Below are 13,971 nucleotides of genomic sequence, written 5' to 3'. Positions count from 1 at the left end.
GCGGAAGGGGGAGGTGTCGGTTTTGGCGCGCGCTGGTTGGCGCGCGCTGGGCAATGTCGAGGGCGGGTGAGCTCAGCGCGGGGCGGGCACGCCGTGACAGCCCCCCATCCGGGCCTCGCGGATGGGCAGATTGATCAACGCGGCGAGCACGGCCAGGCCCATGTCGGCGTACCACATCCACAGGTAATTGCCGGTGTGGGCCAGGGCGAGCCCGCCCAGCCATGCGCCGAAAAAGCCGCCGAGCTGGTGCGAGAGCAGGGTCAGGCCGAACAGGGTGCCGAGGTAGCGCGGACCGAACAGCTTGCCGACCAGGCCTGCGGTGGGCGGAACGGTGGCCAGCCAGGTGAAGCCGAGCGCGGCGGAGAAGACGTAGAAGGTGAGCGGGGTGGGCGGAGCGACGAGGTAGACCCCGATCATCACGGCGCGGCTGGCGTACATCCAGAACAGCAGGTACTTCATGCGGTAGCGCTGGCCGAGGGCGCCGACAATCAGGCTGCCGGCGACGTTGAACAGGCCGATCAGCGCGATGGAGGAGGAGGCGACAGTGGGCGAGAGGCCACACAGCGCGATCTCGCCGGGGAGATGGGTGACCAGGAAGGCGATGTGCAGGCCACAGGTGAAGAAGCCCAGATGCAGATACCAGTAGCTGCGATCGCGCAGGGCGACGCGCAGTTGTGCGCGCAGGCCACCTTCATCGGTCCCGCCGACGGCAGGCGCGTGGTCACCGGTGCGACGGCGCAGCGGCCAGGCCAAAGGAACCGAGAGCAGCGTGATGACGGCCATCGTGATCATGGCGCGCGCCCAGCCGGCGGTGCCGATGATCCATTGCACCAGCGGCGCGAATACGAACTGGCCCAGCGAGCCGCCGGCATTGATGAGGCCGGCGGCGAACGACCGCTTTTCGGTGGGCAGGCGGTGGGCGGTGGCGCCGATCAGCACGGAGAAACTGCCGGCACCGGCACCTGCGGCCATGAGCAGGCCGAGGGTGAAGGTCATGCCGAGTGGGCTGGTCAGCAGCGGGGCGAGCAGCAGCCCGGCCGCCAGCAGCAGCGCACCGAAGATGAGCACCGGCAGGGCGCCGCGCTGATCGGCGACGGCCCCGAACACCGGTTGCACCGCGCCCCAGACGAATTGACCGATGGCCAGCGCAAAGCTGATCTCGACGATGCTGACGCCGGTGCCGCGGTGGATGGGGTCGACATAGAGGCCGGAGGTCTGGCGGACGCCCATGGTGACCATGAGGATGGCGGAGGCGGCGACCAGAAGGCCCCAATGCATGGAGGGAGCGCGGGCCGCGGCGGTGGACGTGCTCATGCGTCGGCTCCGGCAGGCAGGCAGGGCGTGGTCGAACGGTACGCTCGGCATGCACGTTGCCACAGTGTGCGGGCAGGGCATAGCACGCCGATGGCCGTGCACAAAAAAAGGGGGCCTTGCGGCCCCCCTCGGGTCATGCACCACCCGATCAAACGATCAGAAGTAAGCGCGGATGCCGAACGCGACGCCTCGGCCCGGCAGCGGGGAATAGTCGCGCAGCAGGGAGGTGTGCGGACGGACCTCGCGGTTGGTCAGGTTGTTGCCATCCAGGAAGACTTCGTAGCTGTTGCTGTCGGTACGGTCCCAGCGGTAAGCGAGGTGGGCATCGACCAGGGTGTAGCCGTTGCTCGGGTCCTCATTCTGGGCGACATCCTTCTGGCTGCTGTAGCGCACGGCACCGACCGAGGCGCGCCAGCCGTCCTTGGACCAGCGCAGGTCGGCGCCGACGCGGCCCGGGGCGATGCGCGGCAGGTAGCCGGTGTTGGCCAGGTCCACGGTGTAGTTGTGGTTGTGGTCACCGTGCGGGACGGCGATATCGACGCTGCGGCTGCCGCTGCCATCCAGTTCGGCTTTGACGTAGTCGCCGAACACGCGCAGGTCCCAGTCGCCGGCGTTGCCTTCGAAGAGATGGAACAGGGCTTCGGCTTCGGCCCCCTTGAAGGTGGCGTCCTGCTGGGTCCACAGGCGGACCGGCAGCGATTCGACCACGCCGGTGTCGGCCAGGTAGATGAAGTCCTTGAACCTGGTCTGGTAGATCGAGGCCGAGAAATCGACGCGGTCGCTGTGGGTGTGGATGCCCAGTTCGACGCGCTGGCCGCGTTCGGTCTTCAGGTTGGCATCGCCGATTTCCAGCGAGCGGGTGGCGATGTGCGCGCCGGCGGCGTACAGCTCTTCGTTGGTCGGGGCGCGCTCGGAGCTGTCGATGCCGAAGCGCAGGTCGACGGCGTCATTGAGCGTCCAGATGCCGGCCGCGGAGAGATTCGTGGCATCGAATTTGCGGACGCGGTAGTCACCGGTCGGTTCGAGCTTGACCTGGTCATGGCGGCCGCCGAGTTCCAGCTTGAACGGGCCGAACTGCTTTTCCTGCAGCACGAACAGGCCGATGTTCTTCGTCCCGGTGTCCGGCACGAAGGCTTCTTCGCCCTTGGCGCCGAAGTCGCTGTTGCCGAACTGGAGGCCGAACGCGCCGTCCCAGCCGCCGATCTGTTCCTGCACCGCTTCCAGGCGGGCTTCGATACCGCGGTTGGTGAAGCGGGTGGCCGGCGTGCCGGCTTCCAGTTCGGTGTGCTCGTAATCGGTGTAGGCGGTACGCAGATTGATGTTCTTCAGGAACGAGGTCGGCTGGTAGATGCCGCCCTTGGCTTCGAAACGGTTCTGCACCATGTCGATGCGGACGTCATGCTCGTCGCCTTCTTCCTCGTCGCCATGGTCGTGATCGTGGTCATGATCATGGTCGTCGTCGGCATGCACGTGCGCGCCGTTGGGAATGCCGTAGTTGGTGCGGTAGGTGCTGGCGGACACGCCGAAGTAGCCCTCGTCGCCCAGCCAGGTGGCACCGACGCCGCCGGCGCGGGTGCGGATCGAACTGTTGTCCAGGCGGCCGCGGCGCGGTTCGTCGGTGTCGCCTTCTTCATGGTCGTGGCCGCTGTGGTCTTCCAGGCCATCGATCACGGCGTAGCCGGGAATGCGGAAGTCATCGCCGTTGCGGACCAGGCCGTCGACATGCAGCACCACGTTGCCGCTGACACCGTCCAGGCGGAACATGCCGCTGCGCTCGTCGTTGACCGAGTTGCCGCGCAGTTCGGCGCGGCCGCTGAGCGGACGGTCCGGGAGTTCGCGCGCGATGCGGCCATCGACCACGTTGACCGCGCCGCCGATCGCGCCGCTGCCGAACAGCAGCGTGGCCGGGCCCTTCAGCACTTCGATCTGGTCGGCCAGGAACGGCTCGATGCTGGTGGCATGGTCGGCGCTGACGGTCGAGGCATCCATGTTGCCCATGCCGTTGGACAGCACCGCCACGCGCGGGCCTTCCTGGCCGCGGATGATCGGGCGGCCGACCCCGGGGCCGAAGAAGGTGCTCTGCACGCCGGGCAGCTTGGCCACGGTGTCGCCGAGGGTGCCGGCCTTCTGCTCGTCCAGGCGTTCACCGGCCAGCACGTCGACCGGGCGGGCCAGCGATTCGGCATCGCCCTGCAGCGGCGAGGCGGTGACCTTCACGGTGGACAGCTCGGTCAGGTGGCCGTCGCGATGGCTGCCGGGGGCGTCGGCGGCGCTTGCCAGCGAGGGCAGCATCGCCGCGGCAAGGGCCAGGGACAGGGCGTGGGGGGTGAGCAGGAGGGAGCTGGAGCGCATAGGGCAAGGGCCTTCGGTCAATTGTTACAATATATCAATGGTGGGGCGCGCGAATCCCGTAGCGGAACGGGGGAGGGCAAGTCAGGGGGAGGCAGGGTGCGCGTCAGGATTGATGTTATATTATTCCATAACGCTTCGCCGACCTTGCTGGAAGTCATGCCCCTGTTCCCTCGCCTCCGCCATCTGATCGATCGTTTCGGTGCCACCGGTTCGCTGCTGTGCGCGGTGCACTGCGCCGTGCTCCCGGTGCTGCTGGCCGCTGCGCCCTCGCTGGGCCTGTCGGTCTGGATGAGTGATGGGGTGGAGCTGGCGCTGGTGAGCTTCGTGACCCTGCTGGGCCTGTTCAGCCTGGTCTGGGGCTGGCGTCGGCATGGCGCGCTGCGTGCGCTGGGCTTCCTCATTCCTGGCCTGACCGCGCTGTGGGCCGGGCTGCTGTATGGCCCCCTGCACCATTCGGCCGTGCCGCATGCCGTGGTGATGACCCTGGGCGGCGTGCTGGTGGGTGTGGCCCATCTGGTGAATCTGCGCCTGAACCACGGCCACGTCCATGACGCCAGCTGTGCTCATTGAGAGCGCGCATGGTAGGCTTTCCGATCGTGCGCGGGGGCGCCTGAGAGGGCGGCCCCGCCGAACCCGTGTCAGTACGGGGTAATCAGATTTCGCAGCATTCAGACTAAGGAGTTACGACATGGGTAAGGGTGACCGCAAGACCGCCAAGGGCAAGCGCTTCAATGCCAGCTACGGCAATTCGCGTTCGCACGTCGTGAGCAAGGCGGCCGTGGGCGCAGCTGCGCCGGTTGCCAAGAAGACCGTGACGAAGGCGCCGGCCAAGAAGGCCGTTGCCAAGAAAGCGGTGGCCAAGGCCGGCTGATCCAGCCAGGCGGGTCATGAAAAACGCGGCGCTTGCGCCGCGTTTTTTTTTGCCCGCGTTCCGGCGACGAAGCCGCTGCGTGCTCAGCGCAGCGCAGGCAGCAGTCGCTCGGCGTCGCCATCGTTGGGTGCCGCCGGAATTCCGAGCAGGCGGGTCAGCAGCGGATACACATCCACGTTGTCGAACGCGGGCAGGCTCTGCCCTTGCTTGAACGCGGGGCCGCGCGCCACGAATACCGCGCGCATCGAGGGCAGGGCATTGTCATAGCCGTGCGAGCCGCGATTCCCCGGGCCACGTTTTGCGATGCGATCGCGGGTCAGGGCATCCCAGCCTTCGTGCATCTGGCAGATGATCGGCGGAATGCGCGGGTTGCTGCCGTACTTCCAGCGCGCCGGCAGGGTCTGGCGGGTCCAGCAGTCGTAGTGGGCGTGCGCGCCCAACAGGATCTGCTCGGCCTGCGCCTGTCTGCCGGGCAGCGGCGCGAAGCCGATCGACTGGCCCACCGAGATTTCCCGGGCAATGGCGGGATCGATCATGTCTTCGGTAGCCACCACCTGGCCGGCCGGCACGCCCGCCATGCCGTGATCGGAGACCAGGATCACATTGGTGGTATCGGCCAACCCACGCGCCTGCAGGCCATCCAGCAGGCGACCGACCGCGCTGTCGGCGACTGCCACGGCGTCGGTGTACTCGGGCGATTCCGGGCCGTGATTGTGCCCGGCCTTGTCGACCTGCTCCATGTACAGCGTGACCAGGCGCGGCGACTGCGGGCCGTGCTGATCCAGCCAGCCCAGCACCTGATCGACGCGGTCCGGCAGGCTCACACGTTCGTCGTAGCCGTGCAGCTGGCTGGGGCGGACGCCCTGGATGGCGGCCTCGCTGCCCGGCCAGGACCACACCGCGGTGCGCACACCGGCCTTTTCCGCGCCCACCCAGATCGGCTCGCCCCCCCACCAGCGTGCGTCGGCCACCGATTCGCGCACGTGCAGCTGGAACTGGCCCAGTGCGTCCTCGTGCATGCTGTTGTGGATGATGCCGTGGTGGTCCGGGCGCAGGCCGGTCACGATCGTGTAGTGGTTGGGGAAGGTCAGCGATGGATAGGACGGCGTCATCCATTGCGCGCGCACGCCTTGGCGGACCAGCCGGCCGATGTTCGGGGTGATGCCCCGATCAAGCATGTCCGCACGCAGGCCGTCGATGGAGATCAGCAGCAGCTTCTGCTGATGCGCAGCCACGTTCGGCGCTGTCGCCGCGGTCGCCGCGGCAGGTGGGGAAGACGGTGTCGTGGCGCAGGCGGCCAGCGAAAGAGCGGCGGCAAGCGCCAGCGGAAGGCGGACGGAAATCATCGCGACATGATAGTGCGTGGCGGTGACGCGTCGAAGACAACCCATGGCACATGCCCGCGGTGACGCGTGTTGCCCTACGCGAACAGCGAATCGCGCCGCGTTTCCAGGCGCAGCAGGGCCGCCTTGGTTTCCAGCCCGCCGCCGAACCCGGTCAGCGCACCGCTGCTGCCGATCACGCGGTGGCAGGGCAGCACGATCGGCAGCGGATTGCGGCCATTGGCGGCGCCGACCGCGCGGCTGGCGGTGGGGTGGTCGATATGCCGCGCCAGCGCGACGTAACTCCAGGTCTGGCCGAACGGAATATCGGCCAGCGCCTTCCACACCCGCAGCTGGAACGGCGTGCCGTGCGGCGCCAACGGGAGATCGAAGCGCACGCGCTCGCCGCGCAGGTACTCCAGCAGTTGTCCGCGTGCGTCCCGCAGTGCATGGGCGTCGCGCTGCCAGTGTTCACGCCCTTTGGCATCGTAACGATTGTTCTCGAACAGGATGTGGTGGATGCCCTGGCTGTCACCGGCCACGGTGAGCGCGCCGATCGGGCTGTCGAAGGTGTCGTAGAGCAGGCTCATGAGGTGGCTCCGGAAGAAGGCGTGGCCAGGTGCCACAGGTGGAGAACGGCGTAGGCGCGCCACGGACGCCAGGGTTGCGAACGTGCCTCGGTGGCGCGTTCGCTCAAGCGCGCATCAACGCCGAGCACCTGTTGCAGGACCAGGTCGCCGGCCGGGAAGGCATCGGGGAGGGCCAGCGCGCGCAGCGCCATGTAATGCGCGGTCCACGGCCCGATCCCGGGCAGCGCCACGCAGCGGTCGACGAAGCCGGCCAGCGATTGGCCGGCACGGAAATCGAGCCGGCCATCGACCACTGCCTGGGCGACGGCACGCACGGTGGCGGCACGGGTACGCGGCAGGCCGATCGTTTCCAAAGGGGCCTGCGCCAGCATCCCGGGGGAGGGGAACTGACGGTCCAGCCCCTCCGGCATGCCCTCGAGGGTGGCGCCGAAGCGATCCACCACCCGCCGCGCGAGGGTGGCTGCGGCCGCGACGCTGACCTGTTGGCCGAGCACCGCGCGCACGGCGACTTCAAACCCGTCCCAGCCGCCGGGCACGCGCAGCCCGGGGCGTTGCGCGATACCCGTGGCGAGCAGGGGTTCCTGCTCCAGTGTCGCGTGCACCATGCGCAGGTCCGCATCGAGATCGAAGATGCGGCGCACGCGACGCACGATGCCCGGGATCGCGCGCGGGTCGACCTGGCCCAGCTGCAGCAGCAGCTCAGGGCGCCGCGGGTCCGCGGTGACGCGCAGCAGCGAGGGACGTTCGGGCGGGCCGATCACTCGCTGATAGCTGGCGGTATCGATCTGTTCGATGCCGGGAATCGCGCGGCGGCGCAGGAAGCCGAGCATCGCGGGGAAATCCAGCGGCGGGCGATAGCCCAGGCGCAGGGTCAATGCGCCTTCGGTGAGCGCGCCGCGCTGGCGGCGGATCGCGGTGGGGGGCATGCCGCAGCCTTCCAGAAACGCCGCGTTGAATCGGCGCAGGCTGTTGTAGCCCGAGGCCATCGCCACATCGGTGACCGGCAGAGCGGTTTCGGTCAGCAGCTGCTTGGCCAGCAGCAGCCGGCGCGTGGCGTGGATCTGCGCCGGCGCCGCGCCGAGGCGGGCGACGAACAGGCGCTGCAGCTGGCGGGCACTCAGGCCGACGTGCGCGGCCAGATCGGCGACCGGCTGGTCCTGCAGGTAGCCATCGTGGATCAGCGCCAACGCGCGCTGCAGGGTTTCATTGTTCAGTGCGTCCTGCGCCTCGGGCGCGAGCTCGGGGCGGCAGCGCAGGCAGGGGCGGAAACCCGCGGCGGCCGCGGCGGCGGCGGTCGGGTAGTAGGTCACGTTGGACGGCTTCGGCGCCGGGGCCGGGCACACCGGCCGGCAATAGATGCCGGTGCTGCGCACGGCGGTGAAGAACACCCCGTCAAAGCGCGCATCGCGGGCAAGGCGGGCGCTTTCGCAGGCGGCGTGATCCAGGGGCAGGGCGGTCTCCATGGGGGCCAGTCTATGCCTGCCCGCCGGTGCAGGCTCGCCATTTTCGGACAGCAATGCCAGCCCCGCGCCGCCCGGTTCAGGACAGGTTGCCGCGACACGCCAGCCGCGCACTAGACTGTGCATCCGCGCTCGTTTTGCCGCGCATTCCCCCTCGCAAGGATTCCGGGTTGTCCATGTTGCTCAAGTCGTGGTGGTTGCCGTTGTTATGCCTGGGCCTGGCCGGTTGCAGCCAGCTCGAAAACCCCGGCAATGTCACCGCCGCCGACAAGGCCGTGCGGGCACAGACCGCCGATGGCGACCACATGGTGTCGATCAACGCCGCCGATGCGCCGCCACCGCCGCCGCCCGCGCCCAAGCGCGGCGACCTGAGCTGGCCGGCCGCCGCCCTGGAAAACGGCAAGGCGTGGATCAGCTGCGATACCGACTATGCCGGCGATGCGGGCGATGGTGCACCGCTGGAGGTGCTGGATCGGGCCAGCATCGATGCCGCCCTGCAGCCCTGTGCGGAACGCGGCCTGCTGCGCGTTCGCTACGTGGGCAAGATCAACCTCGGCTTCTCCGAGCTGGTGGCGCGGCTGGCCGTGGTCGCCGATGCGCAGCGTATTTCCCGCCGCATCCTCGATCTGGATTCCAGCGGCGGCCAGGTCGAAGCCGCCATCGTGGCCGGCGACCGCATCGGTGAATCCAACTGGACGATCTGGGTGCGCGAAGGCTCGGTCTGCCACAGCGCCTGCGTGTTCGTGCTGGCCGCCGGCGACAACCGGCTGGTATCGGGCAAGGTCGGCATCCATCGCATGATGCGGATCAGCTCGAAGGCGACCTCGCGCGCCGAGCTCAACCGCGAGCTCCACGAGGTCTACGACAACGTCAAGGATTACCTGCAGCGCAATGGCGTGGCGGTGGGCGTGGCCGACCTGATGATGACCGTGCCCAACCGCAGCCTGCGCCTGCTGACTGCCGAGGAGCTGCGTCAGTTCGGTCTGGATGGCACCAATGCGGTGCAGGACGATCTGGAGCGGATCAAGCAGATGCGCAAGTGCGGCGATGCCTTCGTCCGCCGCAAGGATGCGTTCCTGGTCGCCTTCGATCAGGAGTGCAAGCGCGAAGGCAGCGAACTGGACGCCGTCAACAGCTGTGGGCAGGCGCTGAAGCAGCGTTTCGGTTTCCCGGATGAGACCTGCCCGGATGAGAGCCCGCTGTCGGAGATCGATGTCTCCACGCTGTTGCCGGAGACGACCGCACCGGGCCAGCCGGAGGCGGTGGAGCAGACCTTGGGCGATGCCCGCCCGTCACCGGCGGACGCGGCCGAGCGCAACTGACGGAGGACTCACGTCCTTCCCGTAGACTGGAACGCAGTTCCTTCCAGCCAACGGTGTCCCTGATGCGTGTTCCGCTGCTGCTGTTGTCCGCTCTGCTGCCTTTCGCCACGCTGGCCCAGACGCCAGCACCACCGGCCACGCCCGCACCGGCCCCGGCGCGCCCCGCGCCCGCCGCCGCCCCTGCGGCACGCCCGGCACTGAGCCCGGCGCAGCAGGCGCAGGTGCAGAAGCAGGATGCGGAGATGACCGCCGCCGCATTGCAGGTGGCCCGCCTGATCGACGCCAATCGTGCCGGCGAGGCATGGAAGGGTGCCTCCGCCGTGGCGAAGAAATCGGTGACCGAGCAGGCCTTCGTCAGCCAGCTCACCGCGGATCGCCAGCGCCTCGGTGCGTTGGCCTCGCGTGGCCAGCCGGTGGTGACCCGGGTCAAGTACGCCGCCGGCGCGACCGTGCCCGAGGGCCTCTACATCAACGTCAGTTTCCCCACGCGCTTTGCCAACAGTGCCCAGCCGGTCCGCGAACTGGTCTCCTTCCGGTTCGATGAAGACCGCATCTGGCGCCTGGCCGGTTACAGCGTGCGTGCCGCCACCCCCTGATTGCCGGAGCCTGCGCAGATGAGTATCGAAATCCAGATGCTGGTGTGGTCGATGCTGCTGGGCATCGTGCATGTCTTCGCCCCTTCCACGCTGATCACCCGCGAGCGCGGGATCGGCTGGAATGCGTCGGCGCGTGATCAACCGATGCCGCCGCCGAGGCCGTTGGCCGGACGGCTGCAGCGTGCGCAGAGCAACTTCATGGAGACGTTCCCCTTCTTCGCCGCCGCGGTGCTGGCGGTGGTGCTGACCCAGCGCCAGGACGGGATGACCGCCGTAGCCGTGCAGCTCTACTTCTGGGCGCGCCTGATCTATCTGCCGCTGTACGCGGCCGGCGTGCCGTACGTGCGCAGCCTGGTCTGGCTGGTTTCCCTGCTCGGGATCGTCATGCTGCTGTGGGCGCTGCTGTGAACCGACGCTGGCGCCCCTGATCCAGATCAAGGACGCTGCCGGTGCCGCGGCGGTAAGCTGCCAGCGGACACGTAACGGCAGGTGGGAATCATGCAGTCAGTGGATGTGGTGGTGGTGGGCGCCGGCCCGGCCGGGCTGTGCTTCGCACGCGCGCTGGCCGATACCGGCCTCAGCGTCACCCTGATCGAACAGCAGCCGCGTGCCGCATTGGCCGAGCCCGCGTTCGATGGCCGCGAGATCGCGCTGACCCATGCCTCGCGCCAGATCCTGGAATCGCTGGGCCTGTGGGCACGGCTGGACCCGGCCGAGATCTCCCCGCTGCGCGATGCCAAGGTGATGGACGGCGGCTCGCCGTTCGCGTTGACCTTCGCGGCGGACCCGCGCACGGGTCAAGACCTGGGCTGGTTGGTGCCCAATCATCTGCTCCGCCGCGCGGCGTGGCAGAGCGTGGAGGGTCAGGCCGGGCTGGAGATCGTCGACCAGGCCAGCGTGACGGCCGTGACACCCGGCAAGACGCACAGCACCGTGACCCTGGCCGATGGCCGCGAAGTGGCCGCCAGGCTGGTGGTCGCGGCCGACAGCCGCTTCTCCTCGACCCGTCGCCTGCTCGGCATCGGCGCGCAGATGCGCGACTTCGGCAAGTCCATGCTGGTCTGCCGCATGCAGATCGAGGTGCCGCACCAGCACACCGCCTGGGAATGGTTCGGCTATGGCCGCACGATGGCGCTGTTGCCCCTCAACGGTGACCAGGCCTCGGCGGTGATCACCCTGACGCCGCGCGAGATCGCCGGCCTGATGGCCCAGGACGAGGGCGGATTCGGCCGCAGCATCAGCACGTTCTTCGAGCATCGGTTGGGCGCGATGCGGCCGGTCGCCAGACCGGTGGCCTATCCGCTGGTGGGTGTGTATGCCCACGCGTTCGCCGGCGATCGCTGCGCGTTGATCGGCGATGCCGCCGTCGGCATGCATCCGGTCACCGCGCATGGATTCAACCTGGGCCTGCAGAGCCAGCACCGGCTGGCCGGCATCCTGCGCAAAGCCGCAGGCCAGGGGCGCGACATCGGTGCACCGTCCGGACTGGCCGCTTACGAACGCGGCCATCGTCTGGCCTCGCGCCCGTTGTACGAGGCGACCAATGCGATCGCCACGCTGTATACCGATGACCGCCTGCCGGCGCGGCTGCTGCGCCGGGCCGGGCTGCGGTTGGCGCACGGGGTGGCCCCGTTCCGCCAGCTGATCGCGGCCCACCTCACCGGCAGGTGACGACCGTTGGTCGTCACAGATGGTCAGGGCGCGTCGCTGTCGGCGATCACGTGGATGACGGTGTCGGCGAACTGCACCTGCTGGCCTGCGCGGATCTTGCACGCCTTGCGCAGTTCGACTTCACCATCGACCAGGACCTGGCCGTCGCCGATCACGGTCTTGGCTTCGCCCCCGCTGGTGACCAGGTCGGCCAGCTTGAGCAGCTGCTTGAGCTCGACATAGTCGCGGTCCAGTTCAAATTCGAGGGTCTGCATGGAACGGGTATCCTAGGGAAGGGGCGCGGCCGCTGGGCCGGGCCGGAAGAGGGCGCGTATTGTGCGCCAGCGCGGGGCAGGACGGCATCCATGCGGGAATCTGTACGCGTTGTTCAGGAACGATGCGGTATCATCGCGCCCTGAGCGAGTGAATTCTCCTCCGACCGAGCAGCGCTAGGGCACGCGATAAGAAAGGGCGCCCAAAGCGCGGACCATCCCCCTTTTTTATCTCACTGCCTGTAAACGGCAGTGTTTCGGAGTTCCCCATGTCCCAAGAAACCACCACGCCGCTGCTGTTCGCAGACCTCGGCCTGTCCGACGCCGTCATGCAGGCGGTCGCCACCGTCGGCTATGAAACCCCCTCGCCGATCCAGGCCGCCACCATTCCCGCCATGCTGGAAGGTCGCGACGTGCTTGGCCAGGCCCAGACCGGTACCGGCAAGACCGCCGCGTTCGCGCTGCCGGTGCTGTCCAACCTCGATTTCAACCAGACCAAGCCGCAGGTGCTGGTGCTGGCGCCGACCCGCGAGCTGGCCATCCAGGTCGCCGAGGCGTTCCAGACCTATTCGTCCGGCATCCCCGGCTTCCGCGTGCTGCCGGTCTACGGCGGCCAGCCCTACGGCCAGCAGCTGTCGGCCCTGCGCCGTGGCGTGCACGTCATCGTCGGCACCCCGGGCCGCGTGATCGATCACCTCGAGCGCGGCACCCTGGACCTGTCCGAGCTGAAGACGCTGGTGCTCGACGAAGCCGATGAAATGCTGCGCATGGGCTTCATCGACGACGTCGAAGCCGTGCTGAAGAAGCTGCCGGATACCCGCCAGGTCGCCCTGTTCTCGGCCACCATGCCGTCGCAGATCCGCCGCATCGCGCAGACCTACCTGAAGAACCCGGCCGAAGTGACCATCGTCAGCAAGACGACGACCTCGGCCAACATCCGCCAGCGTTACTGGTGGGTGAGCGGGATGCACAAGCTGGACGCGCTGACCCGCATCCTGGAAGTGGAACCGTTCGACGCGATGATCATCTTCTCGCGCACCAAGGCCGCCACCGAAGAGCTGGCCGAGAAGCTGCAGGCACGTGGCCTGGCCGCGGCCGCCATCAACGGCGACATGCAGCAGGCCCAGCGCGAGCGGACCATCGGCATGCTGAAGGAAGGCAAGCTGGACATCCTGGTCGCTACCGACGTGGCCGCCCGCGGCCTGGACGTGGAGCGCATCAGCCACGTGCTGAACTACGACATCCCGTACGACACCGAAAGCTACGTGCACCGCATCGGCCGTACCGGTCGTGCCGGCCGCACCGGTGACGCGATCCTGTTCGCCACCCCGCGCGAAAAGGGCATGCTGCGTGCGATCGAGCGCGCCACCCGCCAGCCGATCGAAGAAATGCAGCTGCCGAGCGTGGACGCGGTCAACGACACCCGCATCTCCAAGTTCATGAGCCGCATCAGCGATGTGCTCGATGCCGGCGGCACCGAGTTCTACCGCGACCTGCTGCAGCGCCTGGAAGGCGAGAAGAACGTGCCGGCGATCGAGATCGCCGCCGCGCTGGCCAAGCTGCTTCAGGGCGATTCGCCGTTCCTGCTGACCCCGCCGGTCCGTGGTGCGCGTGAAGAGCGTGCCCCGCACCAGCGCAACGAGCGCAGCAACGACCGTGGCGAACGCCCGGCCCGTTTCGAGCCGCGCTTCGAGCGTGGTCCGCGCCGTGAAGACGACCGCGGCCCGCGTCCGCCGCGTCCGGAAGGCGACTTCGGCAACAGCGAGGGTGGTTTCGAGCGCGCCCCGCGCCGTGACATCGCCCCGCGCGGTGCCGCCGAGGCGGGCATGGAGACCTTCCGTATCGAAGTCGGCCACGTCCACGGCGTGAAGCCGGGCAACATCGTCGGCGCGATCGCCAACGAAGCTGGCCTGGAAAGCCGTTTCATCGGCCGCATCGACATCCATGACGACTTCTCGGTGCTGGACCTGCCGGCCGAAATGCCGCAGGACCTGCTGACCCACCTGAAGAAGGTGTGGGTCTCGGGCCAGCAGCTTCAGATGCGCAAGGTCGAGCCGGGTGAAGACCTGACCCCGTCGCCGCGTCCGGCGTTCAAGCCGAAGTTCGGCCAGGGCAAGCCGCGTGGTCCGGGTGGTCCGGGTGGCCCGCGCAGTGGCCCGGGCGGCAACGACCGCCCGCCGCGTCGCGACGGCTTCAAGCCGCGCGGTCCGCGCAACTTCTGA

At 68.4% G+C, this 13,971-nt stretch carries 13 protein-coding genes; 7 read left to right on the top strand and 6 right to left on the bottom strand.

Features of this window, described 5'->3' with window-relative positions; translation table 11 throughout:
• Nucleotides 1-72: 72 nt before the first annotated feature.
• Both HH110_RS12665 and HH110_RS12660 read right to left on the bottom strand, forming a co-directional pair.
• Nucleotides 73-1,314 (bottom strand): MFS transporter, encoded by a 1,242-nt coding sequence (locus HH110_RS12665; RefSeq protein WP_176990002.1) that lies wholly within the window; start codon nt 1,312-1,314, stop codon nt 73-75.
• A gap of 156 nt (nt 1,315-1,470) precedes the next feature.
• Nucleotides 1,471-3,666, bottom strand: coding sequence for a TonB-dependent receptor (locus tag HH110_RS12660; RefSeq protein ID WP_176990001.1), 2,196 nt, complete (start codon nt 3,664-3,666; stop codon nt 1,471-1,473).
• A 156-nt stretch (nt 3,667-3,822) separates the two neighbouring features.
• On the opposite strand from HH110_RS12660, the gene HH110_RS12655 reads away from it, so the two are divergent.
• Nucleotides 3,823-4,236, top strand: coding sequence for a MerC domain-containing protein (locus tag HH110_RS12655; protein WP_176990000.1), 414 nt, complete (start codon nt 3,823-3,825; stop codon nt 4,234-4,236).
• 118 nt (nt 4,237-4,354) lie between these two features.
• Nucleotides 4,355-4,537, top strand: a complete 183-nt coding sequence (locus HH110_RS12650; RefSeq protein WP_019184443.1) for a 30S ribosomal protein THX — start codon at nt 4,355-4,357, stop codon at nt 4,535-4,537.
• A gap of 83 nt (nt 4,538-4,620) precedes the next feature.
• Here HH110_RS12650 and HH110_RS12645 read toward each other — a convergent pair whose 3' ends face one another.
• The 3 genes from HH110_RS12645 to HH110_RS12635 form a co-directional block, all read right to left on the bottom strand.
• Nucleotides 4,621-5,883, bottom strand: coding sequence for an ectonucleotide pyrophosphatase/phosphodiesterase (locus HH110_RS12645; RefSeq protein ID WP_176989999.1), 1,263 nt, complete (start codon nt 5,881-5,883; stop codon nt 4,621-4,623).
• A 74-nt stretch (nt 5,884-5,957) separates the two neighbouring features.
• Nucleotides 5,958-6,449 carry a methylated-DNA--[protein]-cysteine S-methyltransferase gene (locus HH110_RS12640; protein WP_176989998.1) on the bottom strand — a complete coding sequence of 164 codons (492 nt, stop codon included), beginning with the start codon at nt 6,447-6,449 and terminating at the stop codon, nt 5,958-5,960.
• Nucleotides 6,446-7,912, bottom strand: a complete 1,467-nt coding sequence (locus HH110_RS12635) for a DNA-3-methyladenine glycosylase 2 (RefSeq protein ID WP_176989997.1) — start codon at nt 7,910-7,912, stop codon at nt 6,446-6,448. The genes HH110_RS12640 and HH110_RS12635 overlap by 4 nt, the downstream gene beginning before the upstream one ends.
• Nucleotides 7,913-8,088: 176 nt before the next feature.
• Between HH110_RS12635 and HH110_RS12630 the strand changes: the two genes are divergently transcribed.
• From HH110_RS12630 to ubiM, 4 genes are all read left to right on the top strand, one after another.
• Complete coding sequence (locus HH110_RS12630) at nt 8,089-9,231, top strand: hypothetical protein (protein ID WP_241696572.1); 1,143 nt, start codon at nt 8,089-8,091, stop codon at nt 9,229-9,231.
• A 62-nt stretch (nt 9,232-9,293) separates the two neighbouring features.
• Nucleotides 9,294-9,827 (top strand): DUF4019 domain-containing protein, encoded by a 534-nt coding sequence (locus HH110_RS12625; RefSeq protein ID WP_176989996.1) that lies wholly within the window; start codon nt 9,294-9,296, stop codon nt 9,825-9,827.
• Nucleotides 9,828-9,845: 18 nt separating this feature from the next.
• Nucleotides 9,846-10,235: an MAPEG family protein gene (locus HH110_RS12620; protein WP_176989995.1), complete on the top strand. Its 390-nt coding sequence runs from the start codon at nt 9,846-9,848 to the stop codon at nt 10,233-10,235.
• Nucleotides 10,236-10,325: 90 nt separating this feature from the next.
• Nucleotides 10,326-11,498, top strand: coding sequence for a 5-demethoxyubiquinol-8 5-hydroxylase UbiM (gene ubiM, locus HH110_RS12615; protein ID WP_176989994.1), 1,173 nt, complete (start codon nt 10,326-10,328; stop codon nt 11,496-11,498).
• A 23-nt stretch (nt 11,499-11,521) separates the two neighbouring features.
• Here the strand turns inward: ubiM and HH110_RS12610 are convergent, their stop codons facing one another.
• Nucleotides 11,522-11,752 carry an RNA-binding S4 domain-containing protein gene (locus HH110_RS12610; RefSeq protein WP_019184435.1) on the bottom strand — a complete coding sequence of 77 codons (231 nt, stop codon included), beginning with the start codon at nt 11,750-11,752 and terminating at the stop codon, nt 11,522-11,524.
• 266 nt (nt 11,753-12,018) lie between these two features.
• Between HH110_RS12610 and HH110_RS12605 the strand changes: the two genes are divergently transcribed.
• Nucleotides 12,019-13,971, top strand: a complete 1,953-nt coding sequence (locus tag HH110_RS12605; protein ID WP_176989993.1) for a DEAD/DEAH box helicase — start codon at nt 12,019-12,021, stop codon at nt 13,969-13,971.

It is taken from the genome of Stenotrophomonas sp. SAM-B, from assembly GCF_013387485.1.
GTDB lineage: Bacteria > Pseudomonadota > Gammaproteobacteria > Xanthomonadales > Xanthomonadaceae > Stenotrophomonas > Stenotrophomonas maltophilia_AA.
This window is presented reverse-complemented; position numbering and strand designations above follow the sequence as displayed.